The 25,825-nt window shown below is 70.4% G+C and carries 26 protein-coding genes; 8 read left to right on the forward strand and 18 right to left on the reverse strand.

All coding sequences use genetic code 11. The features are described 5' to 3' along the window. Positions 1-23: 23 nt before the first annotated feature. Both IM725_RS09875 and IM725_RS09880 read right to left on the reverse strand, forming a co-directional pair. Complete coding sequence (locus tag IM725_RS09875; RefSeq protein ID WP_193780417.1) at positions 24-470, reverse strand: DsrE family protein; 447 nt, start codon at positions 468-470, stop codon at positions 24-26. Between the two features lie 11 nt (positions 471-481). Continuing rightward, positions 482-976, reverse strand: a complete 495-nt coding sequence (locus tag IM725_RS09880) for a cupin domain-containing protein (RefSeq protein WP_193780418.1) — start codon at positions 974-976, stop codon at positions 482-484. A 222-nt stretch (positions 977-1,198) separates the two neighbouring features. On the opposite strand from IM725_RS09880, the gene IM725_RS09885 reads away from it, so the two are divergent. The 3 genes from IM725_RS09885 (at position 1,199) to miaB (ending at position 3,589) form a co-directional block, all read left to right on the forward strand. After that, on the forward strand, positions 1,199-1,732 hold the full coding sequence (locus tag IM725_RS09885) for a fasciclin domain-containing protein (RefSeq protein ID WP_407692515.1): 534 nt from the start codon (positions 1,199-1,201) through the stop codon (positions 1,730-1,732). 107 nt (positions 1,733-1,839) lie between these two features. Continuing rightward, complete coding sequence (locus tag IM725_RS09890) at positions 1,840-2,238, forward strand: hypothetical protein (protein ID WP_193780420.1); 399 nt, start codon at positions 1,840-1,842, stop codon at positions 2,236-2,238. 19 nt (positions 2,239-2,257) lie between these two features. Further along, a complete protein-coding gene (gene miaB / locus IM725_RS09895; RefSeq protein WP_193780421.1) occupies positions 2,258-3,589 on the forward strand; it encodes a tRNA (N6-isopentenyl adenosine(37)-C2)-methylthiotransferase MiaB in 1,332 nt (443 codons plus the stop codon). Between the two features lie 18 nt (positions 3,590-3,607). On the opposite strand, the gene IM725_RS09900 is transcribed toward miaB, so the two are convergent. Genes IM725_RS09900 through IM725_RS09930 form a run of 7 tightly spaced genes read right to left on the reverse strand, consistent with a single transcriptional unit; the run spans position 3,608 to position 11,110 of the window. Then, positions 3,608-4,273: an OmpW/AlkL family protein gene (locus IM725_RS09900; protein WP_193780422.1), complete on the reverse strand. Its 666-nt coding sequence runs from the start codon at positions 4,271-4,273 to the stop codon at positions 3,608-3,610. Positions 4,274-4,296: 23 nt separating this feature from the next. Then, complete coding sequence (locus IM725_RS09905) at positions 4,297-5,250, reverse strand: SGNH/GDSL hydrolase family protein (RefSeq protein WP_193780423.1); 954 nt, start codon at positions 5,248-5,250, stop codon at positions 4,297-4,299. Beyond that, positions 5,148-6,791, reverse strand: a complete 1,644-nt coding sequence (locus IM725_RS09910; protein WP_193780424.1) for an ABC transporter ATP-binding protein/permease — start codon at positions 6,789-6,791, stop codon at positions 5,148-5,150. The genes IM725_RS09905 and IM725_RS09910 overlap by 103 nt, the downstream gene beginning before the upstream one ends. A 40-nt stretch (positions 6,792-6,831) precedes the next feature. Next, positions 6,832-7,737 carry a 5'-nucleotidase gene (locus IM725_RS09915; protein ID WP_193780425.1) on the reverse strand — a complete coding sequence of 302 codons (906 nt, stop codon included), beginning with the start codon at positions 7,735-7,737 and terminating at the stop codon, positions 6,832-6,834. 8 nt (positions 7,738-7,745) lie between these two features. Then, positions 7,746-8,966 (reverse strand): type II secretion system inner membrane protein GspF, encoded by a 1,221-nt coding sequence (gspF, locus tag IM725_RS09920; RefSeq protein ID WP_193780426.1) that lies wholly within the window; start codon positions 8,964-8,966, stop codon positions 7,746-7,748. A gap of 45 nt (positions 8,967-9,011) precedes the next feature. Beyond that, positions 9,012-10,628, reverse strand: coding sequence for an AMP-binding protein (locus tag IM725_RS09925; RefSeq protein WP_193780427.1), 1,617 nt, complete (start codon positions 10,626-10,628; stop codon positions 9,012-9,014). Then, positions 10,625-11,110 carry a MarR family winged helix-turn-helix transcriptional regulator gene (locus IM725_RS09930; protein ID WP_193780428.1) on the reverse strand — a complete coding sequence of 162 codons (486 nt, stop codon included), beginning with the start codon at positions 11,108-11,110 and terminating at the stop codon, positions 10,625-10,627. Before IM725_RS09930 ends, IM725_RS09925 begins: the two co-directional genes overlap by 4 nt. Before the next feature lie 171 nt (positions 11,111-11,281). On the opposite strand from IM725_RS09930, the gene IM725_RS09935 reads away from it, so the two are divergent. The 3 genes from IM725_RS09935 to IM725_RS09945 are packed head-to-tail and all read left to right on the forward strand — an operon-like array spanning position 11,282 to position 14,195. Beyond that, positions 11,282-12,568 carry a class I SAM-dependent methyltransferase gene (locus tag IM725_RS09935; RefSeq protein WP_193780429.1) on the forward strand — a complete coding sequence of 429 codons (1,287 nt, stop codon included), beginning with the start codon at positions 11,282-11,284 and terminating at the stop codon, positions 12,566-12,568. Next, the gene (locus IM725_RS09940) at positions 12,568-12,891 is read left to right on the forward strand and encodes a DUF1840 domain-containing protein (RefSeq protein ID WP_193780430.1); all 324 of its coding nucleotides are present in this window, start codon (positions 12,568-12,570) and stop codon (positions 12,889-12,891) included. The genes IM725_RS09935 and IM725_RS09940 overlap by 1 nt, the downstream gene beginning before the upstream one ends. 44 nt (positions 12,892-12,935) lie before the next feature. Next, complete coding sequence (locus IM725_RS09945; protein WP_193780431.1) at positions 12,936-14,195, forward strand: MFS transporter; 1,260 nt, start codon at positions 12,936-12,938, stop codon at positions 14,193-14,195. Between the two features lie 79 nt (positions 14,196-14,274). Here the strand turns inward: IM725_RS09945 and IM725_RS09950 are convergent, their stop codons facing one another. The 8 genes from IM725_RS09950 to IM725_RS09985 all read right to left on the reverse strand — a co-directional run bounded on the left by IM725_RS09950 (position 14,275) and on the right by IM725_RS09985 (position 23,742). Further along, positions 14,275-15,276, reverse strand: a complete 1,002-nt coding sequence (locus tag IM725_RS09950) for a Bug family tripartite tricarboxylate transporter substrate binding protein (RefSeq protein ID WP_193780432.1) — start codon at positions 15,274-15,276, stop codon at positions 14,275-14,277. Between the two features lie 116 nt (positions 15,277-15,392). Further along, on the reverse strand, positions 15,393-16,640 hold the full coding sequence (locus tag IM725_RS09955) for a phenylacetate--CoA ligase family protein (RefSeq protein ID WP_193780433.1): 1,248 nt from the start codon (positions 16,638-16,640) through the stop codon (positions 15,393-15,395). Between the two features lie 16 nt (positions 16,641-16,656). Continuing rightward, positions 16,657-17,463 carry an ABC transporter ATP-binding protein gene (locus tag IM725_RS09960; protein ID WP_193780434.1) on the reverse strand — a complete coding sequence of 269 codons (807 nt, stop codon included), beginning with the start codon at positions 17,461-17,463 and terminating at the stop codon, positions 16,657-16,659. A gap of 111 nt (positions 17,464-17,574) precedes the next feature. Further along, positions 17,575-18,906 carry an ABC transporter substrate-binding protein gene (locus IM725_RS09965; RefSeq protein ID WP_193780435.1) on the reverse strand — a complete coding sequence of 444 codons (1,332 nt, stop codon included), beginning with the start codon at positions 18,904-18,906 and terminating at the stop codon, positions 17,575-17,577. 46 nt (positions 18,907-18,952) lie between these two features. Continuing rightward, positions 18,953-20,029: a branched-chain amino acid ABC transporter permease gene (locus tag IM725_RS09970; protein ID WP_193780436.1), complete on the reverse strand. Its 1,077-nt coding sequence runs from the start codon at positions 20,027-20,029 to the stop codon at positions 18,953-18,955. A 7-nt stretch (positions 20,030-20,036) separates the two neighbouring features. After that, complete coding sequence (locus IM725_RS09975) at positions 20,037-20,966, reverse strand: branched-chain amino acid ABC transporter permease (protein WP_193780437.1); 930 nt, start codon at positions 20,964-20,966, stop codon at positions 20,037-20,039. Next, positions 20,966-21,799 carry an ABC transporter ATP-binding protein gene (locus IM725_RS09980; protein WP_193780438.1) on the reverse strand — a complete coding sequence of 278 codons (834 nt, stop codon included), beginning with the start codon at positions 21,797-21,799 and terminating at the stop codon, positions 20,966-20,968. Before IM725_RS09980 ends, IM725_RS09975 begins: the two co-directional genes overlap by 1 nt. Continuing rightward, positions 21,796-23,742 (reverse strand): AMP-dependent synthetase/ligase, encoded by a 1,947-nt coding sequence (locus IM725_RS09985; protein WP_193780439.1) that lies wholly within the window; start codon positions 23,740-23,742, stop codon positions 21,796-21,798. The genes IM725_RS09980 and IM725_RS09985 overlap by 4 nt, the downstream gene beginning before the upstream one ends. A gap of 133 nt (positions 23,743-23,875) precedes the next feature. Between IM725_RS09985 and IM725_RS09990 the strand changes: the two genes are divergently transcribed. Both IM725_RS09990 and IM725_RS09995 read left to right on the forward strand, forming a co-directional pair. Further along, complete coding sequence (locus tag IM725_RS09990) at positions 23,876-24,613, forward strand: Crp/Fnr family transcriptional regulator (protein ID WP_193780440.1); 738 nt, start codon at positions 23,876-23,878, stop codon at positions 24,611-24,613. Between the two features lie 265 nt (positions 24,614-24,878). Then, positions 24,879-25,607, forward strand: coding sequence for a pseudouridine synthase (locus tag IM725_RS09995; RefSeq protein ID WP_227753727.1), 729 nt, complete (start codon positions 24,879-24,881; stop codon positions 25,605-25,607). Between the two features lie 18 nt (positions 25,608-25,625). Here the strand turns inward: IM725_RS09995 and IM725_RS10000 are convergent. Further along, a partial coding sequence (locus IM725_RS10000; protein WP_193780442.1) for a hypothetical protein occupies positions 25,626-25,825 on the reverse strand: 200 nt, incomplete at its 5' end.

The following is a 25,825-nucleotide window of genomic DNA, read 5'->3' on the forward strand; positions in this document are numbered from 1 at the left end:
CGGCCCGCGGGTGAGAGGCCGCCTCAGGGGCGGACGTAGGCCCAGCCTTCCTGCTGTTTCTTCATGAGCTCGACGATGCCCGCCGGCACGTAGCCCACGCTGGGGTGCATCTCCGACTTGGCCAGCTTCAGCCCCTTCATGGAGTTTTCGCAGGCGACGATCTTCACGCCGCTGCGGGTGGCCTCCTCCAGGCGCTCGGCCAGGGGCGTGCCGTTCTTGAGCATCAGCACGCTGGGCCCGTTGGAGACGATCTCGATCTCGATCTTGCCGGGGCCGCCCACCTCGTCCTGCGCGTTCTTCGCGTTGCCCAGCGCCATGTTCCAGCGTGCGGGCTCGTTCTCGCTGACATGGATGAGCAGGCGCGGCTTCGCGCTGCCGCTGGTCTCGGCGGCGCGGGCGGCGGCCGGCGCGACGGCCATGGCGGCCAGGGTGACGGTGCCCAGCAGCGAGCGTCGGGTGGGTTCGGTCATGGACAACTTCTTCAAGGTTGGGCGGCAGGCGGGGGCGATTCGCCGTCCCAGTAATCCAGGCACTGGTCGGGCCGGGCGATGTGGCGGACCCCGCCGCCGAAAGCTGCGATCTTGCCGGAATCCGGGTACTCGCAGATTTCGGCGGGCATCATGGTGCTGACGGACAGGTACTCGAGCGGCGCGTCGGAGTCGTTCACGATCTGGTGCGCGGTCTCCGGCCCGCCGGTCGGGCAGCAGATGACGTCACCGGCCCGGATCGCGCGCGTCTGGCTGCCGTAGCGCAGCAGGCCGGTGCCGCGCACGATGAAGAACATCTCCTCCTCGGCGCGGTGCGAATGGAACGGGCAGGCCGTCTTGCCGGGCGGCACCACGTCGAAGGAGTAGCCCAGGTCGCGCGCTCCCACGCGCGGGCCCACGCGCGCGGCGCGCGTCTCGAAACGCTCACCCTGCTTCTGGTGCTCGAGTGCCAGCTCGTCGATGTTGATCACCCGGTCGTTCACGCTCATGGGGCCTCCCTGGAGCGGGGGAACTTAGCACGCGTTGCGCATGGCGGGCAACCCGGGCGCGGCGGCTGCATCCAGCGGGCCGATCGCTGCGTATTGAAGGCAGGACGCATCTGCGTTCCGATCCGAACCATTCAAGGAGCAACACGCATCATGAAGACTTCCCTCATCACGGCCGCCTGCGCCGCCTTCCTCGTCGCCGGTTGTGCTGGCATGTCCGGCGGCATGCATGACGGCATGGCCATGGACCACAGCGCCATGGCGTCCAGCATGGACGGCACCAAGATGGTGGGCGGCGCGCCCATGCTGCCCAGCCGCAACATCGTCGAGAACGCGGTCAACTCCAAGGACCACACCACCCTGGTGGCCGCCGTGAAGGCCGCCGGCCTGGTCGAGACGCTGCAGGGCCCGGGTCCCTTCACCGTGTTCGCGCCCACCAACGCCGCCTTCGACCAGCTGCCCGCGGGCACCGTGCCCACGCTGCTGAAGCCCGAGAACAAGCCGATGCTGACCAAGGTGCTGACCTACCACGTGGTGCCGGGCCGCCTGGACGCGGCCGCGCTCATGCGCCAGGTGCAGGCCGGGGGTGGCAAGGCCATGCTCAAGACCGTCAGCGGCGACACGCTCACCGTGACCCTGCAGGGCAACGGCGTGGTCGTCACCGACGCCAAGGGTGGCATGGCGCACGTCACCATCGCCGACGTCTACCAGTCCAACGGCGTGATCCACGTCGTGGACAAGGTCCTGCTGCCGGGCTGATCCTGGGTTCCGTGGGGCGCGGGCTGGCGGGCCCGCGCGGGGCGCCCGGTAGAATCGCGGCTCCCCCGGGCCTTGCGCGCCCGCCCATCAGCCTCTGGATCCACACCATGAACCGCTGCATGCATTTCGGGGCCGGCCTCACCCTGGCCGCCCTCGCCATGTCCCTGCCCGTCGCCGCGCAGACGATGCGCCGCGAAGCCCCCGTCGACGTCAAGCCCGCGCGCATGACCGTCACCCAGGCCCCCGAGATCCAGCTGGACGGCACCGCCGACCGCCTCTCGCCGGGCGCCCGCATCCGCGACCTGAACAACATGGTGGTGCTCTCCGCCACGCTCGCGGGCACGACCGTGCCCGTGGTCTACCGGCGCGACGCCGCCGGCCTGGTGCACGAGGTGTGGATACTCACGGAGGACGAATACGCCAAGGTCACCTCGGTGGGCTCGGGCAGCGACGCGGCCCGCAAGGTGGCCCAGGTGCTGGCCCTGATCTTCGGCACCCGGCCCTGAGCGCGGCGAGGCGATGACCATGACCCGCAAAGTCTTCATCAAGACCTTCGGCTGCCAGATGAACGAGTACGACTCGGACAAGATGGCCGACGTGATGGCCGCGGCCGAAGGCTACGAGGCCACGGACGACCCGGAGCAGGCCGACCTGATCCTCTTCAACACCTGCTCGGTGCGCGAGAAGGCGCAGGAGAAGGTGTTCAGCGACCTGGGCCGCGTCAAGCACCTCAAGAGCAAGGGCGTGCTGATCGGCGTGGGCGGCTGCGTCGCCAGCCAGGAGGGCGCCGCGATCATCGAGCGCGCGCCCTACGTGGACGTGGTGTTCGGCCCGCAGACCCTGCACCGCCTGCCCGAGATGCTGCGCCAGCGCCGCGAGGCGAAGCGGCCGCAGGTGGACATCAGCTTTCCGGAGATCGAGAAGTTCGACCACCTGCCACCGGCGCGCGTGGGGGGCGCCACTGCCTTCGTCAGCATCATGGAGGGCTGCTCCAAGTACTGCAGCTACTGCGTGGTGCCCTACACCCGGGGTGAAGAGGTCTCGCGGCCGCTGGACGACGTGCTGGTGGAGGTCGCCGGCCTGGCCGACCAGGGCGTGAAGGAGGTGACGCTGCTCGGGCAGAACGTGAACGCCTGGCGCGGCCGCATGGGCGACACCGCCGAGATCGCCGACTTCGCGCTGCTGCTGGAGTACGTGTCCGACATCCCCGGCATCGAACGCATCCGCTACACCACCAGCCACCCGAACGAGTTCACGCCGCGCCTGATCGAGGCCTACGGGCGGCTGCCCAAGCTGGTGAACCACCTGCACCTGCCGGTGCAGCACGGCAGCGACCGCATCCTCATGGCGATGAAGCGCGGCTACACTGCCATGGAATACAAGAGCACGGTGCGCAAGCTGCGCGCCTTGCGCCCGGACCTCTCGCTGTCCAGCGATTTCATCGTCGGCTTCCCCGGCGAGACCGAGGACGACTTCGCGAAGATGATGAAGCTGGTGGAGGACGTGGGCTACGACGCGAGCTTCAGCTTCGTCTTCAGCCCGCGCCCGGGCACGCCGGCGGCCAACCTGCAGGACGACACGCCGCAGGCGGACAAGCTCAAGCGCCTCTACAGGCTGCAGGCGGTGCTGGAGGAGAACGTGCGCCGCATCAGCGAGAGCCGCGTGGGCACCGTGCAGCGGCTGCTGGTGGAAGGGCCCTCGCGCAAGGACCCGGCGGAACTGATGGGCCGCACCGAGTGCAACCGCATCGTCAACTTCAAGGGCCAGCCCCGGCTCGTCGGGCAGATGGTGGACGTCACCATCACGCAGGCCCTGCCGCACTCGTTGCGGGCCGAGGTGCTGACCGCCGGGGATTGAGCCCCGGCGGCCGCAGGCTCAGCGGAAGCTCATACCCACGCCGACCGAGAGCACCAGCGGGTCCAGTTTGGTCGTGATCTGCTGCCCGGTGGACAGGTGGGTGGTGGTCTTGAGCAGGGTCTTGCCCACCATGAGGTCCACGAAGTAGCGCTCGCCGAAGGCGATGGTCGCGCCGGCTTCGGCCGTCACGCCCCAGCGCGAATCGACGCTGAAGGTGGTCGGGTTGCCGCCGGTCAGGGCCGACAGCGTGCCGGTGCTGCGCTCGTGGTAGCTCTTGGCGTAGGTCGGACCCACGCCCAGGTAGGGCCGGACCTTGGCACCGGGGGCGCCGAAGAAGTACTGCACGAACACGGTGGCGGGCACCACGTTCACGTCGCCCAGCTTGCCGGCGCCGGCGATGGCACCTGCGCCCACGATGTCGTGGCGGTAGGGCAGCGCCAGCGGCACCTGGACGGCCCACTGGTCGGACAGCATGTAGCCGATGCCCCCGGAAAGCTGCGTGTTCTTCTTCACGTCCACCTGGGTGTTGGGCAGGCTGGGGGCGGTGAGGTTGCCGCTGCTGACCTGCGGGTCGATGGTGGTCGCGCCGATGTGGACCATCCAGGTGCCGGCGCTCTGGGCCTGGGCGGCGCCGGCCGCGAGCAGGGCGGCGGCGGCCAAGGCGTGCATGGCGATGTGCTTCATGTCGTATTACTCCTGCGTGGGGTTCAGAGCCAGCCGGCCTTGGCCATCTGCACGGCCACGAACTGCGCGAGCAGCTGGTGGGCATAGGGCGTCGGGTGGACGGTGTCGGCGAACTCGTAGTGGCTGGGGTCGCCGGCCACCAGGCTGGCGGCGGTGCAGCCCAGCGAACTGGCCAGCGGGTTGGCCGGCGAGGCCAGGTCGCAGGCCGTCGCCGTGACGTTGCTCAGGTTGTACTGCGCGGGGTTGGCGTTCTGGTCATGGCCCTGGGTGTACGCATCCACGAGGATCACGCCGGGCATGCCCTGCAGGCCGGCGGCCAGCTGGCTGTTGAAGGTGGTCACCATCTGGTTGATCAGCCCGCGCGTGGTGGCATCCAGCGAGGCGGCGAAGGGCGTCTGGGCGATGTCGGGCAAGTTGACCACCACCACGTACTTCGCGCCCTTGCCCACCACTTGGCTGCCGACCAGGCCGGCCAGCTGCGCGCCCGCGGTGCCCATGGAGGTGACGGCGGCGGTGGCGGCCGCCTGCACGGCGGCCGCGCCGCCTGCTGCCACGGCGTTCTGCACCGTGGCGTCCCAGCCGGCGGTGATGGCCGCGCCGACGGCCGTCGCGCCGCCGCCCGCGGCGTCGGCCACGCCGTTGATGTTCATGAACGCATCGTTGCCGCCCGCCAGCACGGTGACGAGCTCGGTGCCCTTGTAGCTGCCGCCCATGCGGGTGAGGTAGCTGGCCATCTGGGACGTCACCGGGGACGCCATCAGCCCGATGTTGACCTGGCTGAAGGGCGCCGCCTGCAGCGATGCGCTGGAGGGCGCGAAGATCCCGCTGACGCGCGAGGAGCCCTGGGCGAAGTTCGTGCACTCGGTGTGCTCGGTCACGGGCGCACCGACGAAATTGGGGATGTTGGGCAGCAGGCCGGTCTCTGCCGGGCAGGGCGCCGGCAGGTGCAGGCTCTGCGCCAGGAACTCGGGCCACACCAGGCCGGCCGCTTGAGGAACACCCGCGCCAGCGCCAGCCGCTGGCGCTCGCCGCCGGAGAGCTTCTGCGTCCACGCGTCCTCGTCGTCCAGGCGCTGCGCGAGCTGCGGCAGCAGGGCCTGCGCCAGGGCCTCCTGCAACTGCTCGCGGCTGTAGGCGCTGGACGGCTCGGGGTAGGCCAGCGCGTCGCGCAGCGGGCCGTCGGGGAAGTAGGGGTTCTGGGGCACCAGCATGGTGTCGGCCGGGCGCTCCACGCCGCCGCGCGCGAAGGGCCAGATGCCCGCGAACACCCGCAGCAGCGTGGACTTGCCGCTGCCCGAGGGCCCGCGCAGCACCACGGTGTCGCCGGCGCTGGCGCGGGCGGTGGCGTGGGCCAGCAGCGGCCTGGCGTTCGGCAGCGCGATGGACAGGTCCTGCACCGCCAGCCCCGCGCCCTGCGTGAGCTGCGCGCCCTGGTCGCGCGACTCGCCCGCCTGCACGCTCTCCTCGAAGCTGCTCAGGCGATCGGCGGTGGCGCGCCAGGTGGCGAAATTGCTGTAGTTGTCCACGAACCAGGAGAGCGAGTCCTGGACCTGGCCGAAGGCCGAGCCGATCTGCATCAGCTCGCCCAGCTGGATCGCGCCCGAGAAGAAGCGCGGCGCCGCCACGATGTAGGGGAACACCACCGCCGCCTGGCCGAAGAAGGAGGTGAACCAGACCAGGTTCTTCTGCTTGCGGATGAGTTGCAGGTAGTTGGCCAGCACGTGCGTGAAGCGCAGTTCCAGGTGGCCGCGCTCCACCGCCGCGCCCCGGTCCAGGGCGATGGCTTCGCTGTACTCGCGCACGCGCACCATGTGGTGGCGGAAGTCGGCCTCCAGGCGCTGCTGCTGGAAGTTCAGAGGAATCTGGGGTCGGCCGATGTAGTGCGTGATCACGCTGCCCGCGGCGCAGTACGCGACGGCGGCCCACACCATGAAACCGGGGATCTCCCAGCTGCGGCCGGCGACGTGGAAATCGAAGGCGCCCGACAGCGACCACAGGATGCCCACGAAGCTGAGCAGCGTCACCGCCGCGTTCAGCAGGCCCATGGACAGCGAGATGCTGTAGGTCGTGAACAGGTTCAGGTCTTCCTGGATGCGCTGGTCCGGGTTGTCGGGCGCGCCCTCGCGGCCGAAGCGGGCCAGCTCCATGCGGTAGAAGGCCTGGCCGCCCAGCCAGCGGTCCAGGTAGTGGCGGGTCATCCAGGCGCGCCAGCGCAGCTCCAGCAGCTGGGTGATGTAGAACTTGTAGACGGCGATCAGGATGTAGCCGCAGGCCAGCAGCACGAAGCGCAGCATCTGCTGCCAGAACACGGCCTGGTCCTTGTTCTGCAGCGCGTCGTAGAACACGCGGTTCCAGGCATTCAGCTGGACCAGCATGTACACGGCGCCCAGGTTGAGCAGCACGATCGCGGCCAGCAGGCCGCGGGCGCGCCAGCGCTCCTCGGAACGGAAATACGGTGCGGACAGCACCATCACGCGGCGCGCGATGGCCGCCCAGTTGTTCAGGATTGCGAACGGCATGCGGATGAGCCCCTTGGCGAGGGGCCCATCCTAGGGCCAATCAGGGCTTGGCGTTGGCGACGCCCGCGGCCACGTGGCCGGCCGGCACCCCGTGCTCGGCCGCATGGCTGACGTGGCGCGTCTGGTCGTCGAAGAAGAAATCCGGCTCGAACTCGCGCAGGAACTCGCCCTTGGGCAGCCCGCCCAGGAACATGGCCTCGTCCACGCGGATGCCCCAGTGCATCAGCGTGCGGATGGCGCGCTCGTGGGCCGGTGCGCTGCGCGCGGTGACCAGCGCGGTGCGCAGGCGCATGGCGGGCGTGCCGGCCTGCTGCAGCCGGTGCAGGGCGGACAGGAAGGGCTTGAAGGGGCCGTCGGGAAGCGGGCGCGAGGCATGGCGTGTCTCGTGCGCCTGGAAGGCATCCAGGCCTTCGGCCTGGAACACCTGCTCGGCCTCGTCGGAGAACAGCACCGCGTCGCCGTCGAAGGCGATGCGCACCTCGTGCGGGTGCTGGCTCGCGGCCAGCACGGATTCGGTCAGCACGCGTGCGGCCGGGAAGCCCGCTGCCAGGGCTTCACGCACGTCCTCGGCATTGGCGGACAGGAACAGGTGCGCGCGCAAGGGCCGCAGGTAGCGGAAGGGCGGGCTGCCCTGGGTGAACACGCCGCGCAGCAGATGGATGGCGTTGGCCTCGCCCGAGCGGAAGACCCGCATGCCGGAGACCGGGTCGTTGCGCGAGAGGATGACCACCTCCACGCGCTGGGTCGTGGTGTCGTTGAAGGCCAGCAGCTTCTTGATGAGCGAGAAGGCGATGCCGGGCCGGGCCGGCTCGTCCAGCCGCTCCAGCTGCGTGCGCATGTAGGCCTGCGGGTCGCCGCCCTCGAAGATCGAGTTCTCTTCCTCGAAGTTGAAGAGCGCGCGCGAGGAGATCGCCACCACCAGCTTGTCGTCCAGGGTCGTCGCCATGGGGGGATTCAGCGGGCGAAGGTGTTGAGCTGGATGATGGGCAGGAGCACGGCCAGCACGATCAGCATCACCACCAAGCCCATGACCACGATCAGCAGCGGCTCCAGCACGGTGGCCATCTGCATGGCCCGGCGCTGCACCTCCGTGCCCAGCTGCGTGGCCGCGCGCTGCAGCATCTCGGGCAGCTGGCCGGTCTGCTCGCCCATGCGGGCGAACATGGGCAACAGGCCGGGGAAGCGCTTCTTCTGCGCCATGGCCGAGGCCAGCGGCGCGCCTTCGCGCACCAGCACCAGCGCGTCCAGCGCGTCGGCGCGCATGGCCCGGTTGTTGAGCGTCTCGGCCGCGGCCTGCAGCGCGCGCAGGATGGGCACGCCCGCGCCGGCCAGCATGGCCAGGGTGCTGGCGAAACGCGCCGCGTTGTAGCCGCGCGCGAGGCGGCCCACCAGGGGCAGGCGCAGGAAGCCGGCGTCGAAGCGCTCGCGCGTGGCCGGGTTGCGCAGTGCCAGGCGCAGCGCCACGCCGGCCGCCACGAGCACCGCCAGCGCCGCCCAGCCCCAGTGCCGCACCGCGCCGCTGATGGCCAGCATGGCGGTGGTGAGGAAGGGCAGGGCGCGCTTGCTGCCGGCGAACACGCTGGCCACCTGGGGCACCACGTAGGAGACCAGGAAGAGCACGATCGCGATCGCCACCACGGTCACGATCGCCGGGTACAGGGCCGCGCCCATGAGGCGCGCCTGCAGGGCCTGGCGGTTCTCCAGGTCGTCGGCGAGGCGCTCCAGCACCCGGCCCAGGTTGCCGCCCTGCTCGCCGGCGCTGACGACGGCGATGTAGACCTCGGGAAACTCGTGCGGGAAGCGGGCCAGGGCCTTGCCGAAAGGCGAGCCGGCGTTCACCTCGGCGCGCAGCGCGGCCACCAGGTTGCGCAGGCGCTCGTCCTCGGCCTCGTCGGTGAGCGCCGTCAGCGCCCGCTCCAGCGGCAGGCCGGAGCCGACCAGGCCGGCCAGCTGGCGCGTCCAGATGGCCAGGCCCGTGCCGCCGAACACCTGGCGGCGGAACAGCCCGCCGCCCGCGCCGGCGGTGGGGCCGCCGCTGCCCACCGGGGTCACGCTCAGGGGCACCAGCGCCTGCTGGCGCAGCATGGCACGCACCGACTTGGCGGTGTCCGCCTCCATGACGCCGCGCCGGGTGTCTCCCTGTGCGTCCAGTGCTTCGAAGGAATAGGCCGGCATGGGGCGATTATGTCCCCCGCCCGCGGGCCGCCGCGGCCGCCCGCGTCAGAGCTCGCGCAGCCGGAAGCGCTGCAGCTTGCCGGTCTCGGTGCGCGGCAGCGCGGCCACGAAGGCGACCTCGCGCGGGTACTTGTAGGGCGCGATGGTGGCCTTGACGTGCTCCTGCAGCGCCCGCACCAGGGCCTCGTCGCCGCTGAAGCCCGGCCGCAGCACGCAGAAGGCCTTGACGATCATCCCGCGCTCCTCGTCGGGCTTGCCGATCACGCCGCACTCGGCCACCGCCGGGTGCCGCATGAGCACGTCCTCGACCTCGGGGCCGCCGACGTTGTAGCCCGCCGTGATGATCATGTCGTCGGCCCGGGCCTGGTAGAAGAAGTAGCCGTCGGCGTCCTGGATGAAGGCGTCGCCGGGGTGGTTCCAGCCCTGCCGCACGTAGCTCGCCTGGCGGGCGTCGTCCAGGTAGCGGCAGCCCGTAGGGCCGACCACCGCCAGCTTGCCCAGGGTGCCGCGCGGCAGCTCGTGGCCCTCGTCGTCCACCACCCGCGCGGTGTAGCCCGGCACCACCTGCCCGATGGCGCCGGGCCGCACCGCACCGGGCGCGGACGAGATGAAGATGTGGAACATCTCGGTCGCGCCTATGCCGTCCGTCATCTCGATGCCGCTGGCCTCGCGCCACAGCTGGCGCGTCGCATCCGGCAGGCCCTCGCCCGCGCTCACGCAGGTGCGCAGCCGGCCCACGCCCAGGGTGCGCGCGAAGGGCGCCATCTGGCGGTAGAAGGTGGGCGCGGTGTAGCAGACGGTGGCGCCCACGGCGTCGATGGTGCGCACCAGGGTCTCCGGCGTGTAGGGCGCGTCGGGGAAGTACACGCTGCAGCCGGCCCACAGCGGGAACACCAGCAGGCCGCCCAGGCCGAAGGTGAAGGCCAGTGGCGGCGAGCCGACCACGATGTCCTCGGGCGTGGCGCGCAGCACGTGGCGCGGCCAGGTCTCGCAGGCCGCGAGGATGTCTCGGTGCGAATGCACGGCGGCCTTGGGCTTGCCGGTGGTGCCCGAGGTGAAGGCCAGCATGGCGATGTCGTCGGCCGCCGTGGGGCAGGCGCTGAAGCCGCCGGTCTTGGCCGCCGTCCGCGCGGCCAGCGAGCCGGCCGCGTCCGTGTTGAAGGCCAGCACCGTCCGCAGCACCGGCCGGCCCTGGCGCGCCGCCTCCAGGTCCTCCAGCAGCCGCGCGTCGCACAGGGCCGCGGCCGGCTGCGCCTTGTCGATGATCTCGCCCAGCTCGCGGGCGCGCAGCAGGGGCATGGTGGCGACGGCCACCAGCCCGGCCTTGACCACGGCCAGCCAGGCCAGCGCCATGGCGATGGAGTTGCCGCCGCGCAGCAGCACGCGGTTGCCCGGCACCAGGCCCAGGTCCTCGACCAGCACGCGGCAGATGCGGTCCACCTGCTCGTCCACCTGCGCATGGCTGAGCTCGCGCTGGGCCGAGCGCAGCAGCGGCCGGCCGGCCCCGGCGCGTGCCAGGGCCTGGTCCAGCAGGGCCTGCACCAGGTTGACCTGCCCCGGCAGCTGGAGCTCGGGCCGCTCGTAGCGGAACTGCGGCCAGGCGGCGCGCGGCGGCAGCCGGTCGTGGACGAAGCGATCGACCTGGGCGGACGCTGCGTTCACGACGGGGCCTCGTTGGGCGCCTGGACCCCGCGCGCATGCGTCTTGAGCTTGCCCAGCAGCCGGTACAGGGTGGCGATGTCGCGCTCGCCCAGGCCGCCCAGCGCCTCGACGATCCAGGCCTCGTGCCGTGCTGCCATCTCGGCGAAGGCGCGGCGGCCGCGCGGGGTGAGCCGCACCCGGTAGGCCCGGCGGTCGCCGGCCACCGCCACGCGGTCCACCAGGCCCTCGGCGACCAGCTGGTCGGTGATGCCGGTGATGTTCCCGCCGGTCACCATCATGCGGCGCGAGAGCTCGCTCATCTTCAGGCCCTGCGGCGCACGCTCCAGCTGGGCCATCAGGTCGAAGCGCGGCAGCGTGGTGTCGAACTGCTCGCGCAGCCGGCTGCGCACCTGCTTCTCGATCAGCTGCGTGCAGGTGAGCAGCCGCAGCCACAGGCGCAATGCCTCGGGGTGCTCGCTGTGCGCGCGCGCCTCCATGTCCATGCCATGTCCTCGGGAAAAGATGGGTGTGAATAGTTTAGGCTTGAAGCAATCCCTGTCAATCTCGCAGCTGTCCCAGCGCGCTGCGCCGACACGCAGGAGACGGGAACTGCCGGCCACGTCCTACAGGCCGTCCAGTTGACGGCCCAGCTTGGGTCCACCCAGAATTTCCGGATGGAAATGCTGCTGTCCCGGGTCCAGTCGCAACTGGACGTCCTCACCCCGTCCGTGGCCGTGTTCCTGCCGGGCGGCCAGCGCCTGGGACGGGCCCAGTCCGACGTCCGGGTCACCTTCCGCGACTGGTCCAGCCTGGCCACCCTGGCCTCGGGCCAGGTCGGCAGGCTGGCCGAGGACTACGTGGAGGACCGCGTGGTGCTGGAGGGCAGCATGCGCGACATCATGGCCGTCGCGGTGCAGCTGCTGCCCGGGCACCCGGTGGAAAGCGACACGAACTGGTGGACGCAGGTCGTGCGCCGGGCCCGCTCGCTGGCCCTGCACACCCCGCTGAAGGATGCGCAGCAGATCCAGTTCCACTACGACGTCTCGGACGATTTCTACGCGCTCTGGCTGGACCCGCGGCGGGTGTATTCCTGCGCGTACTTCCGCGAGCCGCAGTTCTCGCTGGCGCAGGCCCAGGAGGCCAAGCTGGACCACATCTGCCGCAAGCTGGCGCTGCGCCCGGGCGAGAAATTCCTGGACATCGGCGCCGGCTGGGGCGGCCTGCTGCTGTGGGCGGCCGAGCACTACGGGGTGGACGCCACCGGCATCACCCTGTCGAAGAACCAGCACGCCCACGTGAACCAGCTGATCGCCGAGCGCGGCCTCGCCGGGCGGGTGCGCATGGAGCTGCGCGACTACCGCGACCTGGCGGGCGAGGGCCTGTACGACAAGATCGCCTCCGTCGGCATGTTCGAGCACGTGGGCCAGGCCCAGATGCCGGCCTACTTCGCCAAGGTGCAGTCGCTGCTCAAGCCGGGCGGGCTCATCATGAACCACGGCATCACCGCGGGCGGCACCAAGCCGGGCCAGCTGGGCGCCGGCATGGGCGAGTTCATCGAGAAGTACATCTTCCCGGGCGGCGAGCTGCTGCACATCAGCCACGTGCTGCGCGACATGGCGCTCGCCGGGCTGGAGATGACGGACGTGGAGAACCTGCGCCCGCACTACGCGCGCACGCTCTGGGCCTGGTCCGACGCGCTGGAGTCGCAGCTGGACGAGGCGCGGCGGGTGCTGGAGAGCACGGGCGACGCGGCTGGCGCCGAGCGCGTGCTGCGGGCCTACCGCCTCTACCTGGCGGGCTGCGCGATGTGCTTCGAGCAGGGCTGGATCGCCCTGCACCAGGTGCTGGCGGCGCGGCCCGACGGCAAGCTTTCCACGGGCGCGATGCGGGGCGCACAATCGCTGTATCCCTACAACCGCGACTACATGTACCGGGACCTTCCCGGCGCCGCCACCCGCTGATGCTCTACAAGTTCAAGTCCAAGGCCGCCGGCGACCTCATCATGCTGGAGCCGAACGGCCGCCGTGTGCTGGAGATCATGGGCAAGGACCCGGGCGAGAAGGGCATCATCCTGCCCGAGCAGATGCTTGGCGGGCTGGCCGCCCTGGAAGCCGCCATCGCCCGCGAGGAGTCCGAGCAGAAGGCCGCCGTCGCCGAGGCCAAGGCCCGCGGCGAGGTGCCGCCGCAGTTCGCCGGCATTTCGCTGCGCCAGCGCGCGCTGCCCTTCATGGACATGCTGCGGCGCTGCGAGAAGGCCGGCGCGGAGATCGTCTGGGGCGTGTAAGTCCGGGTGCGTCCCGGCGGGCCTGCCGCTAGCATCTTCCGGTGATGGACAACGCACCGGCCGACCCCTCCCTCATCGATTCCCGCCACGCCGCCTGGCGCCTGGCCGCCGCGCTGGCGGTGGGCACCATCGCCAGCAGCGGCATGTACGTGCTGGCGGTGGTCCTGCCCTCGATCCAGGCCGACTTCGGCGTCGACCGCGCGGGTGCTTCGCTGCCCTACACCCTGACCATGCTGGGCTTCGGCGTGGGCGGCATGCTGTGCGGCCGCTGGGCCGACCGCTTCGGCCTGGCCCGGGTGATCCAGCTCGGCGCCCTGGGCATGGCGGCGGGCTACGTGGGGGCGGCGCTGGCGCCTTCCATGCTCTGGTTCGGGCTGGCGCACGGCTTGCTCATCGGCCTGCTGGCGGCCGCGAGCGGCTTCGTGCCGCTGATGGCGGACACCTCGCTGTGGTGGATGCGCCGCCGTGGCCTCGCCGTCGCGATCTGCGCGAGCGGCAACTACACCGCGGGCGCGCTGTGGCCGCCGCTGGTGCAATGGGGCGTGGCGCACTTCGGCTGGCGGCCGACCTACATGGCCCTGGGCCTGGCCGGCGGGCTGGCGATGCTGCTGCTCAGCCTGCGGCTGCGCCAGCGTCCGCCGCTGGCGACCGCGGCGCCGTCCGCGCCGGGGCGCCCGGCCGTCGCGCCCGGCAGCCGGCCCTTCGGCCTGGCGCCCGGGCAGGCGCAACTGGCGCTCTTCGTGGCCGGCATCGGCTGTTGCGTGGCCATGTCCATGCCCCAGGTGCACATCGTGGCCTATTGCACCGACCTGGGCTATGGCGCCGCGCAGGGCGCCACCATGCTGTCCCTGATGCTGGGCTGCGGCATCGTGAGCCGGCTGGCCTCGGGCTGGATCTCCGACCGCATCGGCGGCCTGCGCACCCTGCTGCTGGGTGGCGTGCTGCAGGGCGTGGCCCTGTTCCTCTTCCTGCCCTTCGACGGGCTGGTGCCGCTGTACGTGATCTCCGCGCTGTTCGGCCTGTTCCAGGGCGGCATCGTGCCTTCCTACGCGCTCATCGTGCGCGAGCACTTCCCGGCCGACGAGGCCGGCGCGCGGGTGGGCACCATCATCTTCGGCACGCTGATCGGGATGGCGCTGGGCGGCTGGATGTCGGGCAAGGTGTTCGACCTCACCGGCTCCTACCATGCCGCGTTCATCAACGGCATCGCCTTCAACCTGATGAACGTGAGCATCGCCACCTGGCTGTTCCGCCGCGCGGGCGGGCGCCTGGGGCTGCCGCGGCGGCTGGCCACGGCACGCTGAAGCTCGCGGGGCGCCCGGGACGCCACCCGCCGCCGCCGCGCAGCGGGCGGGCCCCGGTGCAGGGCGCTCCGGGCCCGCGTCAGTCGACCTTCGCGCCCGAGACCTTCACCACCTCGGCCCACTTCTTGTGCTCGTCGGCGATCAGCTTGGCGAACTCGGCCGGGGTGTTGCCGCTGGGGATGGCGCCCTGGGCCACCAGCTTGTCCTTCACCGCCGGGGTGTTCAGCGACTTGGCCACCTCGTGCTGGATGCGGTTGACGATGTCGGCCGGCGTGCCGGCGGGGGCCAGCAGGCCGAACCAGGAGGTGGCGTCGAAGCCCTTGAGGCCGGCGGCTTCCTCGATGGTGGGCACGTCGGGCAGGGCGGTGGAGCGTTCCTTGCTGGTGACGGCCAAGGCCTTGAGCCGGCCGGCCTTGATCAGTGCCAGGGAGGACGGCAGGTTGTCGAACATCACGTCCATCGTGCCGCCCACCATGTCCACCAGCGCCGGGCCCGAGCCCTTGTACGGGAAGTGGACCAGGTAGGTGCCGGTGCGGGCCTTGAACAGCTCGCCCGCCAGGTGGATGGAGGTGCCGTTGCCGCTGGACGCCATGTTCAGCTTGCCCGGGTGCGCCTTGGCGTAGGCGATGAAGTCCTTGACGTTGTTGATGCCCAGGGCCTTGGCCTTCTCGGTCTGCATCTCCATCACGTTGGGCACGCCGGCCACCATGGTGATGGGCGCGAAGTCCTTGATGGGGTCGTAGGGGAGCTTCGCGTACAGCGCGCGGTTGATCCCGTGCGTGCCCACGGTGCCCATGAGCAGGGTGTAGCCGTCTGCCGGGGCATGGGCCACGATCTCGGCGCCCACGTTGCCGCCGGCCCCGGGCCGGTTGTCGACGATGAAGCTCTGGCCGAAGGCCTTGCCCAGCTCGGGCGCGACCGCGCGGGCCAGGATGTCGGTGGTGCCACCGGCCGCGAAGGGCACGATGATGCGCACCGGCTTGCTGGGCCAGGCCGATTGCGCGAATGCGGGAACGGCCGCCGTGGCGGCCAGGGCGGCCAGGCCTTGCAGGGCGCCGCGGCGGGTGGGGTACTTCGTCATCATCGTCTCCTGGATGTGCCGCTTTCCACCGTGATCGGCGGAAGCTGCCCGCCGATTTTGCCGCAGGGTGACCGGGGCGCCCCGCGCGCCCGCGCTTGCCCCCTTGCCGCCGCCCGCTACTTGTAGCTGCGCGCGTCCTCGATCACCTTGCCGTCGTTCGGCAGGCTGCCGGGCGCCAGCACCTCGACCTCGCCGCGCAGCTTGGTGACGTCGCGGATCGCCTCGGCGATGCGTTCGCGCAGGCCCTGCGCCTGCGTGCCGGCCTCCACCCGCAGCGTCATCACGTCGTTGGCCATCTCGCCCGAGACCACCAGGCGCGCGCGCTGCACCTCGGGAAAGCGCCGCACGATGTCGGCCACCTGGCTGGGGTGCACGAACATGCCGCGGATCTTGGTGGTCTGGTCGGCGCGGCCCAGCCAGCCGCGGATGCGCATGTTGGTGCGGCCGGTGGGGCAGGGCCCCGGCAGCACGGCCGAGAGATCGCCCGTGCCGAAGCGCACCAGCGGGTAGTCGGGGTTGAGCGCGGTGACCACCACCTCGCCGACCTCGCCCGGGGCCACCGGCTCGCCGGTGCCGGGCCGCACGATCTCCAGGATGACGCCTTCGTCCACCACCAGGCCCTCGCGGGCCGCCGTCTCGTAGGCGATCAGGCCCAGGTCGGCGGTCGCATAGCTCTGGTAGACCGCCAGGCCGTGGCCGGCGAACCAGTCGCGCAGCGTGGGCGGCAGGGCCTCGCCCCCGGTCAGGGCCTTCTTCAGGCTGCCGATGTCGGTGCCGCTCTCCTGGGCCTTCTCCACCAGGATGCGCAGGAAGCTGGGCGTGCCGGTGTAGGCCGTGGGCCGCAGCTCGGCGATGGCCTGCAGCTGCTGCTCGGTCTGGCCCACGCCGGCCGGGAACACGGTGCAGCCGATCGCGAACGCGCCCGATTCCATGATGAAGGCGCCCGGCGTCATGTGGTAGCTGAAGGCGTTGTGCACCAGGTCGCCCTCGCGGAAGCCGGCGGCGTAGAGCGCGCGCGCGCAGCGCCACCAGTCGGCGGCCATGCCCTCGGGCTCGTAGATCGGCCCGGGCGAGGCGTAGGCGCGGCGCATGGCCGCGCCGCGCCGGATGGCGGCGAAGCCGCCGAAGGGGTCGCTCGCGCGCGACGCACGCTGCAGGTCCAGCAGTTCGTGCTTGCGCGTCACCGGCAGCCGGGCCAGGGCCTCGCGGCTGGTGATGGCGGCGGCGTCCACGCCGGCCAGGATGCGGGCCAGCGCGGGCGCATTCGCCTGGGCATGCGCCACCTGCCGCGGCAGGGCCGCCATCAACGCGGCTTCGCGCGCGGCCGTATCGCGCGTTTCGAGCGCGTCCAGAAACTCAGACATCCTGCAATCCCTTGCTTCAGGCGAGCCAGCGCTTGCGCCGGCGGTAGCTCTTGACTTCACGGAAACTTTTGCGCTCGCCGCCACCCACGCCCAGGTAGAACTCCTTGACGTCCTCGTTGCTGGCCAGGTCGGCGGCGGGGCCGTCCATCACCACGCGCCCGCTCTCCAGGATGTAGCCGTAGTCGGAGTAGCGCAGCGCCATGTTGGTGTTCTGCTCGGCGAGCAGGAAGGTGACGCGTTCGCGGCTGTTCAGGTCCTTCACGATGGAGAAGACCTCCTCCACGATCTGCGGCGCCAGGCCCATGGAGGGTTCGTCCAGCAGCACGATGCTGGGGCTGGCCATGAGCGCGCGGCCGATGGCGCACATCTGCTGCTCGCCGCCCGATGTGTAGGCGGCCTGCGAGCCGCGCCGCGTCTTCAGCCGGGGGAAGTAGTTGTAGACCTTCTCCAGGTTGGCCGCGACCTCGGCGCGGCTGTGGCGCGTGTAGGCCCCGGTGAGCAGGTTCTCCTCGATGGTGAGGTGGGCGAAGCAGTGCCGGCCCTCCATCACCTGCACCACGCCGCGCTGCACCAGGTCGGCGGGCGTCAGGTTCTCGATGCGTTCGCCGCGCAGCTCGATGGAGCCCTTGGTCACGGCGCCGCGCTCGCCCGCCAGCAGGTTGGAGATCGCGCGCAGGGTGGTGGTCTTGCCGGCGCCGTTGCCGCCCATCAGCGCCACGATGCTGCCCTCGCGCACCTGCAGGGACACGCCCTTGAGCACCAGGATCACGTGGTTGTAGATGACCTCGATGCCGTTGACGTTGAGAACGACGCTGTTGTCCATGGGATCTGCCTTCACCAAACGCAAGGCGCGGGCCTTGCGTTTGGCGGCTCCGGGGAGCCACCGCCTGGGGCCCGGGGCCGGCCCGTGCCGGCACCCGGGCGCATCACACGCTCAGGAGCTGCAGTCGCTGGCCGGACGGCGCTGCATCTTCTTGTCGGCCAGGTACTTGTCGGCACCGGCCTTGACCATGGGCTTGATGATCTGCTCGTCGGCCTGCATGAAGTCGGAGCTGAAGTTCCACTTCTTGCCGTCCCAGGTCTCCACGCGCACCCAGGTCGAACCCATGTGGTCGGCGCAGCTGGTGGACAGCGGCCGCATCACGCCGGCGAAGCCCAGCGCGTCCAGCTTCTTCTGGTCCAGCGCCAGGTTCTCCAGGCCCCAGCGCACCTGCTCGCCGGTCATGACCTTGCCCTTGCCGAAGCGCTCCTGCGCGCGGCGCACGGCTTCGATGCCCAGCATCTGGATGATCACACCACGGGTGTAGAGCACGGAGCCGACTTCGTCCTTGGGCCCGGTGCCCTGGCCCTTGTCGTGCACGTACTTCAGGATGTCCTGGATCACCTTGGGCTGGGTGCCCGAGGTGTTCAGGTTCAGCGCGTTGTAGCCCTTGGCGCCTTCGCCCACGTCCTTCACGTCGGGCTCGGCACCCGCCCACCACACGCCGTACATCTTGTCGCGCGGGTAGCCGGTGGCCTGGGCTTCCTTCAGGGCGGTGGAGTTCATCACGCCCCAGCCCCACAGCAGCACGTAGTCCGGACGCAGCTGGCGCACCTGCAGCCAGGCGGCCTTCTGCTCCACGCCGGGCGCCGTGACCGGGATCAGGTCGAGCTGGAAGCCGTGCATGCGCTGGCGCTCCTGCAGCAGCGGGATGGGTTCCTTGCCGAAGGGCGAGTCGTGGTAGACCAGGGCGATCTTCTTGCCCTTGAGCTTGTCCAGGCCGCCTTCGCGCTTGCCGATCGCCTGGATCAGCACGTCGGCCGCGGTCCAGTAGCTGCCCATGAGCGGGAAGTTCCACTTGAAGGCGTTGCCGTCCTGCGAAACCGACAGGCCGTAGCCCAGCGTCAGCAGCGGGATCTTGTCGACCGGGGCCTTCTCGGTCAGCGCGAAGGTGATGCCGGTGGCCTGCGGGTCGATCAGGGTGACGCCCGGGCGGCTCTTCAAGCGTTCGTAGCACTCCACGCCGCGGTCGGTGGCGTAGCCGGTCTCGCACTCTTCCCAGGTCAGCTTGACGCCGTTCACGCCGCCGTCGCGGGCGTTGATCATCTTCAGGTAGTCCTGCTTGCCGTTGGCCCAGGGCGTGCCGTTGGGCGCGTAGGGGCCGGTGCGGTAGGACAGCAGCGGGAAGAACTGCTCCTTGGCCTGCGCGAACGCGCTGGTGGAGACCAGCGACGAGGCGCCGGCCGCCAGGGCCGCTGCCGCGAGGATCAAACTGCGAAGTCTCATGTGCGTCTCCTGTTGGAAAAATCTTGGATGAAGCGTGTCACTGCGATCAGTGCGGGAAGGGCCACAGGCGCAGCTTCTGCTTCCCGGTGGACCAGAGTTTGGCGAGTCCGTGCGGCTCCACGACCAGGAACCAGACGATCAGCGCGCCGAACACCATGAGCTCGGCGTGCGAGACGCCGGCGGTGGAAACCGAAAGCCCGGCCATGGCGGCGGCGGCGGGCAGGAACTGGTTCAGGAAGATGGGCAGCACCACGATGAAGGCGGCGCCGAAGAAGCCGCCCGTGATGGACCCCAGCCCGCCGATGATCACCATGAACAGCAGGCGGAAGCTCACGTCGACCGAGAACGCCGCCGGCTCCCAGGCGCCCAGGTAGATGAAGGCCCAGAGCGCGCCGGCCACGCCGACGATGAAGGAGCTGACGGCGAAGGCGGTGAGCTTGGCGTAGACCGGCCGGATGCCGATCACGGCCGCCGCCACGTCCATGTCGCGGATGGCCATCCATTCGCGGCCGATCGCGCTGCGCACCAGGTTCTTGGCCAGCAGCGCAATCACGCACAGGATGGCCAGGCAGAACCAGTACGTGGAGACGGCGCTCTCGACCGGCAGGCCGAAGACCTGCAGGTCGCTCACGGACACCGAGCCCGAGGGTTCGTCGTTCACGAACCACTTGATGCGCAGGAACATCCAGTCGGCGAAGAACTGCGCCGCCAGCGTGGCGACGGCCAGGTACAGGCCCTTCACGCGCAGGCTGGGCAGGCCGAACAGGATGCCGAAGAAGGTGGCGCACAGCCCGCCCAGCAGCAGCGCGGGCACCAGCGGCATGTTGGGCACGCGCACGAAGAAGTTGTAGGCGCCGTAGGCCCCCACCGCCATGAAGGCGCCCGAGCCCAGCGAGATCTGGCCGCAGTAGCCGACCAGGATGTTCACCCCCAGGGCCGCCAGCGACATGATCAGGAAGGGGATCAGGATGGCGCGGAAGACATAGTCGCTCGCCAGCAGCGGCACCACCGCGAAGGCGGCGACCAGCAGCAGGGCGATGACGATGCGGTCCTGCAGGATCGGGAAGATCTGCTGGTCGGCGCGGTAGCTGGTCTTGAACTGGCCGTTTTCGCGGTAGATCATGGCGTCCTCACACGCGGTCGATGATCTTCTCGCCGAACAGCCCCTGCGGCCGCACGAGAAGGAAACCCAGGGCCAGCACGTAGGCGAACCAGATCTCGATGCCGCCACCGACCAGGGGGCCGATGTAGACCTCGGAGAGCTTCTCGCCCACGCCGATGATGAGCCCGCCGATGATGGCGCCCGGCACCGAGGTCAGCCCGCCCAGGATCACCACTGGCAGCGCGCGCAGCGCCACGGTGGCGAGCGAGAACTGCACGCCCAGCTTGCTGCCCCAGATCATCCCGGCCACCAGCGCCACCACGCCGGCCACGCACCACACGATGACCCAGATGCGCGCCAGCGGGATGCCGATGGACTGCGCGGCCTGGTGGTCGTCGGCCACCGCGCGCAGCGCGCGGCCGGTGCCGGTCTTCTGGAAGAACACCGAGAGCAGGGCCACCAGCACCGCTGCGATGAGCGCGGCGTAGAGGTCTTCCTTGTTGACCAGGATCCCGCCCTGGAACATGTTCTCCAGCACGAAGATCGGGTCCTTGGGCATGCCGATGTCGATCTTGTAGATGCTGTTGCCGAACAGGCCCTGGCCCGCACCCTCGAGGAAGTAGGCGATGCCCAGCGTCGCCATCAGCAGCGTGGCGCCCTCCTGGTTCACCAGGTGGCGCAGCACCAGGCGTTCCACCAGCCAGGCGACCACGAACATGATCGCGCCGGCGATCACGAAGGCCATCAGGTCGGTGGCGACCTTGTTCTGGATGCCGGTCCAGCCGGGCAGCCATTCGGCGAAGCGGGCCATCGCCAGCGCCGCGAACAGCACCATCGCGCCCTGCGCGAAGTTGAACACGCCCGAGGCCTTGTAGATGAGCACGAAGCCCAGCGCCACCAGCGAATAGAGCATGCCGGCCATCAGGCCGCCGGTCAGGGTCTCGAGGAAGAAGCCCATCAGTGAGAAGTCCCCAGGTAGGCGTTGATCACGTCGGGGTTGTTGCGCACCTCGTCGGGGGTGCCGTCGCCGATCTTCTTGCCGTAGTCCAGCACCACGACGCGGTCGCTGATGTCCATCACCACGCCCATGTCGTGCTCGATCAGGACCACCGTGGTGCCGAATTCGTCGTTCACGTCCAGGATGAAGCGGCACATGTCCTGCTTTTCCTCGACGTTCATGCCGGCCATGGGCTCGTCCAGCAGCAGCACCTGCGGCTCCATCGCGAGCGCGCGGCCCAGGTCCACGCGCTTCTGCAGGCCGTAGGGCAGCTGGCCCACGGGCGTCTTGCGGAAGGCCTGGATCTCCAGGAAGTCGATGATGTGCTCGACGAACTCGCGGTGCCGGATCTCCTCGCGCTCGGCCGGTCCGATGCGCAGCGCCTGCAGGAACAGGTTGCTTTTGATCCGCAGGTTGCGGCCGGTCATGATGTTGTCCAGCACGCTCATGCCCTTGAACAGGGCCAGGTTCTGGAAGGTGCGCGCCACGCCCATCTGCGCCACCTGGTGGCTGTTCATGTGGCTGAAGGTCTTGCCGCGGAACGCGATGGTGCCCTGCTGCGGCTGGTAGACGCCGTTGATGCAGTTGAGCATGGAGCTCTTGCCGGCGCCGTTCGGGCCGATGATGGCGCGGATCTCGTGCTCGCGGACGTTGAACGAGATGTCGGTCAGCGCCTTCACGCCGCCGAAGGCGAGCGAGATGTTCTGCACGTCCAGGATCACGTCGCCGAAGCGGCGTTCCGGCCCGCGGGGCGCGGCGCCGTCCAGCAGGGCGGCCTCGGTCATCATGTTCATGCGGCGGCCCTCAGCGGCGGGAAGACCTGGGCGTCCACGATCTTCAGCGTGGCGCTCACGCTGCCGGTGCGGCCGTCCTCGAACTTCACCTGGGTCTCGATGTACTGCTCCGGCTTGCCCTCGTAGAGCGCATCCACCAGCGGCTGGTACTTGCCGGCGATGTAGCCGCGGCGGACCTTGTTGGTGCGCGTGAGCTCGCCGTCGTCGGCGTCCAGCTCCTTGTGCAGCACCAGGAAGCGGCTGACCTGCGAGCCGGCCAGCAGCTCGTCGGCGGCGAGGTCGGCGTTGACCTTCTCCACGCAGCCCTTGATCAGCTCGGCCACCTCGGGCTTGGCCGCGAGGTCGGTGTAGCCGGCGTAGGGCAGGTTGCGGCGCTCGGCCCAGTTGCCCACCGCGTCGAAGTCGATGTTGACCATGGCGCAGACCTTGTCGCGCCGGTCGCCGTAGGCCACCGCCTCCTTGATGTAGGGGAAGAACTTGAGCTTGTTCTCCACGTACTTGGGCGCGAACATCGCGCCGTCGTTGGGCCCGCCCTGCAGGCGGCCCACGTCCTTCACGCGGTCGATGATCTTCAGGTGGCCGTGGGCGTCGATGAAGCCGGCGTCGCTGGTGTGGTACCAGCCGTCCGCCGTCTTGACCTCGGCGGTCGCCTCGGGGTTCTTGTAGTACTCCTTGAGCAGGCCGGGCGACTTGACCAAGATCTCGCCGTTTTCGGCGACCTTGATCTCCACCCCGCGCACCGGCACGCCCACGGTGTCGGCGCGGGCCTGGTCGTCGGGCTGCAGGCACACGAACACCGCGGTCTCGGTGGAGCCGTACAGCTGCTTGAGGTTGATGCCGATGGAGCGGTAGAAGGTGAACAGGTCGGGGCCGATCGCCTCGCCCGCGGTGTAGGCCACGCGCACGCGCGAGAAGCCCAGGTTGTTGCGCAGCGGGCCGTAGACCAGCAGGTCGCCCAGCGCGTACTTCAGGCGGTCCAGGCCGCCGACGGGCTTGCCGTCGCGCAGGGCCGGGCCCACGCGCCGGGCCACCGACATGCAGGCATGGAACAGCGTGCGCTTGACCCAGCCGGCGTCCTCCATGCGGATCATCACCGAGGTGAGCAGGCCCTCGAACACGCGCGGCGGCGCGAAGTAGTAGGTGGGCCCGATCTCCTTGAGGTCGATCGCCACCGTGCCCGCCGACTCGGGGCAGTTGACCACGTAGCCGCAGGCCAGCCACTGGGCGTAGCTGAAGATGTTCTGGCCGATCCAGGCCGGCGGCAGGTAGGCCAGAACCTCTTCGCGGTGCGTGAGGCGGTCGAACTCGGCGCCCGCCTGGGCGCGGTCGAGCAGGCCGCGGTGGGTGTGCACCACGCCCTTGGGGTTGCCGGTGGTGCCAGAGGTGAAGAACATCGCGGCGACGTCGTCCGCCGTGCCGTGGTTCACCTCGGACTTGAAGAAATCGGGGTTGTCGCGCGCGAACACGGTGCCGGCGGCGATCAGCGCGTCCAGGGCCTGCAGGCCGGGCTCGCTGTAGTTGCGCAGGCCGCGCGGGTCGTCGTAGAAGATGCACTCGAGTTGCGGGCACTGGGCGCGCACCTCGATCAGCTTGTCGACCTGTTCCTGGTCCTCGGCGAGGGCGAAGCGCACGCCGGCGTTGTTGATCGGGAACACGCACTCGGCGGCCACCGCGTCTTGGTACAGCGGGACGGGGATGGCGCCCAGCGACTGGGCGGCCAGCATGGTGGCGTACAGGCGCGGGCGGTTGGTGCCCACCACGACCATGTGCTCGCCACGGCGCAGCCCGGCCACGTGCAGGGCGCAGGCGATGTCCTCCACCAGGGCCGCCATGCGCTGCCAGGTGACGGTCTGCCAGATGCCGTACTCCTTCTCGCGCATGGCGGCATCGCCAGGGCGCTGTTCGGCGTGCTTCATCAGCAGGCGCGGAAAGGTCGTCTCCATGGGCTCCTCGAACGCAAAACTCGGGAACTGCTTCTCATCCCTTTGCGGGGACTCAAGGAATGCTAGGAATGCCTTTGACGTCGGGTTGTCTTTGTAATGACAATCCTAGGGATAGTCCTGAAGGGGTTTTCCCATGGCGAACGAGCTGACCCTGCACCAACGCCGGCGTGCCCCTGCGCCGGAGGAACTCGCGGGCATCCCCTGGCTGAAAGTGCTGAAGCCGCTGGAGCGCGAGCAGGCCCTGGCCGACCTGAAGGTGGGCGACGCCATGCCTGGCGACCTGGTGTGCCGCATCGGCCGGCCGGTGACCTACTGGTTCGGCGTGGTCGAAGGCTTGCTGAAGATGTCCAGCGACAGCGAGCAGGGCCGCACCATGACCTTCAGCGGCCTCACGCCCGGCGGCTGGTTCGGCGAGGGCACGGTGCTCAAGCGCGAGAGCTACCGCTACAACATCCAGGCCCTGCGCAAGAGCGTGGTCGCCGGCCTGCCCGTGGACACCTTCCACCAGCTGCTGGACAGCTCCATCGGCTTCAACCGCTTCGTGATGAACCAGCTCAACGAGCGGCTGGCGCAGTTCATCGCGGCGCGCGAGATCGACCGCCTCACCAGCCCCGACCTGCGCGTGGCGCGCAACCTCGCGGCCCTGGTCAACCCGGTGCTCTACCCCGGCGTGGGCGACGTGCTGCGCATCACCCAGCAGGAGCTGGCCTACCTGGTCGGCCTGTCGCGCCAGCGCGTGAACGAGGCGCTGGCGGCGCTGGAGGCGCAAGGCAGCATCCGCGTCGAGTACGGCGGCGTGCGCGTGCTGGACCTGCCCTCGCTGCGCAGCGGCGAGGTGCGGCGGGTAGGATCGGCGCATGCCCCCGCCTGAAGTTCCGCGCCGCGTGCTGTCCGTGCCCGCGCGCACGCCCGCACCGCCGCCGCCGCGCCGCGCGGCCGCTGCTCCCGCCCCTGCCGCCGCGAAGGGCCGGCCGGCGTCCCCGTCCAGGCCCGCGCCGGATCCCAGGGCCAACGGGCCCGCCCGGGCCCCCGCCGGTGTGCGACGACCCGGCCCGGCGCAGTCCCCGCTGTCGGCCCGCGACGCTGGCACCGCCCCGGCGCAGGCCGCCCCCGGCACCAGCCGCCTCAACAAGCGCATGGCCGAGCTGGGGCTGTGCTCCCGGCGCGAGGCCGACGAATGGATCGCCCGGGGCTGGGTGCAGGTGGACGGCCAGCCGGCCACCATGGGCCTGCAGGTGGGGCCGCAGGCCCGCATCGACATCGCCCCGCAAGCGCGGGGACACCAGGCCCAGCAGGTCACCATCCTGCTGCACAAGCCGGTGGGTTTCGTGAGCGGGCAGGCCGAGGACGGCTACCAGCCCGCGGTCACGCTGGTGCAGGCCGCGAGCCGCTGGCGCGAGGACCGCAGCGCGACCCGCTTCTCGCCGCAGCAGCTGCGCGGGCTGGCGCCGGCGGGCCGGCTGGACATCGATTCCACCGGCCTGCTGGTGCTCACGCAGGACGGTCGCGTGGCGCGCCAGCTCATCGGCGAGGACAGCGAGGTCGAGAAGGAATACCTGGTGCGCGTCACCTGGCAGGGCGTGGAGCGCGACGTGCAGGCCCGTTTCCCGGCCGGGGAACTGGCCCGCCTGCGCCACGGGCTCTCGCTGGATGGGCGTGAGCTGCGGCCCGCCCGCGTGGACTGGCAGAACCCCGAGCAACTTCGCTTCGTGCTGCAGGAAGGCCGCAAGCGGCAGATCCGCCGCATGTGCGAGCTGGTCGGGCTGCAGGTGGTGGGCCTCAAGCGCATCCGCATCGGCCAGGTGATGCTGGGCAACCTGCCCCAGGGCCAGTGGCGCTACCTGGCGCCGGACGAGCGCTTCTAGCCGGGCCCGCGCCGGCGTTCAGCGCAGGCTGACCACGCCGACCCAGGCCGGTGCCGGCGCGACCGCCACGTGGTCCCAGCCCGTCACCCGGGGCTTGGCCTGCAGGCTCACGCGGCCCGCCAGGCCCTGGTGAACCCGGGCCGGCACCGCGACCGGCAGCGTCAGCCGGGCGACCGGGGCCGGCGTGGCGGCGGGGCCCGCCGGGGGCAGGGTGGAGA

The sequence above is a fragment of the Ramlibacter aquaticus genome (genome assembly GCF_015159745.1).
Taxonomy (GTDB): Bacteria; Pseudomonadota; Gammaproteobacteria; order Burkholderiales; family Burkholderiaceae_C; genus Ramlibacter; species Ramlibacter aquaticus.

Excerpts from the sequence above, each read along its gene's own strand:
- IM725_RS09930 (WP_193780428.1), bottom strand. The coding sequence starts at position 11,110 with ATGGACATGGAGGCGCGCGCGCACAGCGAGCACCCCGAGGCATTGCGC.
- IM725_RS09995 (WP_227753727.1), top strand. The coding sequence starts at position 24,879 with ATGGCCGAGCTGGGGCTGTGCTCCCGGCGCGAGGCCGACGAATGGATC.
- IM725_RS09915 (WP_193780425.1), bottom strand. The coding sequence starts at position 7,737 with ATGGCGACGACCCTGGACGACAAGCTGGTGGTGGCGATCTCCTCGCGC.
- IM725_RS09875 (WP_193780417.1), bottom strand. The coding sequence starts at position 470 with ATGACCGAACCCACCCGACGCTCGCTGCTGGGCACCGTCACCCTGGCC.
- IM725_RS09945 (WP_193780431.1), top strand. The coding sequence starts at position 12,936 with ATGGACAACGCACCGGCCGACCCCTCCCTCATCGATTCCCGCCACGCC.
- IM725_RS09880 (WP_193780418.1), bottom strand. The coding sequence starts at position 976 with ATGAGCGTGAACGACCGGGTGATCAACATCGACGAGCTGGCACTCGAG.
- IM725_RS09935 (WP_193780429.1), top strand. The coding sequence starts at position 11,282 with ATGGAAATGCTGCTGTCCCGGGTCCAGTCGCAACTGGACGTCCTCACC.
- IM725_RS09960 (WP_193780434.1), bottom strand. The coding sequence starts at position 17,463 with ATGGACAACAGCGTCGTTCTCAACGTCAACGGCATCGAGGTCATCTAC.
- IM725_RS09910 (WP_193780424.1), bottom strand. The coding sequence starts at position 6,791 with ATGCCGTTCGCAATCCTGAACAACTGGGCGGCCATCGCGCGCCGCGTG.
- IM725_RS09940 (WP_193780430.1), top strand. The coding sequence starts at position 12,568 with ATGCTCTACAAGTTCAAGTCCAAGGCCGCCGGCGACCTCATCATGCTG.
- miaB (WP_193780421.1), top strand. The coding sequence starts at position 2,258 with ATGACCCGCAAAGTCTTCATCAAGACCTTCGGCTGCCAGATGAACGAG.
- IM725_RS09980 (WP_193780438.1), bottom strand. The coding sequence starts at position 21,799 with ATGAACATGATGACCGAGGCCGCCCTGCTGGACGGCGCCGCGCCCCGC.
- IM725_RS09975 (WP_193780437.1), bottom strand. The coding sequence starts at position 20,966 with ATGGGCTTCTTCCTCGAGACCCTGACCGGCGGCCTGATGGCCGGCATG.
- IM725_RS09970 (WP_193780436.1), bottom strand. The coding sequence starts at position 20,029 with ATGATCTACCGCGAAAACGGCCAGTTCAAGACCAGCTACCGCGCCGAC.
- IM725_RS09955 (WP_193780433.1), bottom strand. The coding sequence starts at position 16,640 with ATGTCTGAGTTTCTGGACGCGCTCGAAACGCGCGATACGGCCGCGCGC.
- IM725_RS09990 (WP_193780440.1), top strand. The coding sequence starts at position 23,876 with ATGGCGAACGAGCTGACCCTGCACCAACGCCGGCGTGCCCCTGCGCCG.
- IM725_RS09985 (WP_193780439.1), bottom strand. The coding sequence starts at position 23,742 with ATGGAGACGACCTTTCCGCGCCTGCTGATGAAGCACGCCGAACAGCGC.
- IM725_RS09950 (WP_193780432.1), bottom strand. The coding sequence starts at position 15,276 with ATGACGAAGTACCCCACCCGCCGCGGCGCCCTGCAAGGCCTGGCCGCC.
- IM725_RS09890 (WP_193780420.1), top strand. The coding sequence starts at position 1,840 with ATGAACCGCTGCATGCATTTCGGGGCCGGCCTCACCCTGGCCGCCCTC.
- IM725_RS09885 (WP_407692515.1), top strand. The coding sequence starts at position 1,199 with ATGCATGACGGCATGGCCATGGACCACAGCGCCATGGCGTCCAGCATG.
- IM725_RS09965 (WP_193780435.1), bottom strand. The coding sequence starts at position 18,906 with ATGAGACTTCGCAGTTTGATCCTCGCGGCAGCGGCCCTGGCGGCCGGC.
- gspF (WP_193780426.1), bottom strand. The coding sequence starts at position 8,966 with ATGCCGGCCTATTCCTTCGAAGCACTGGACGCACAGGGAGACACCCGG.
- IM725_RS09900 (WP_193780422.1), bottom strand. The coding sequence starts at position 4,273 with ATGAAGCACATCGCCATGCACGCCTTGGCCGCCGCCGCCCTGCTCGCG.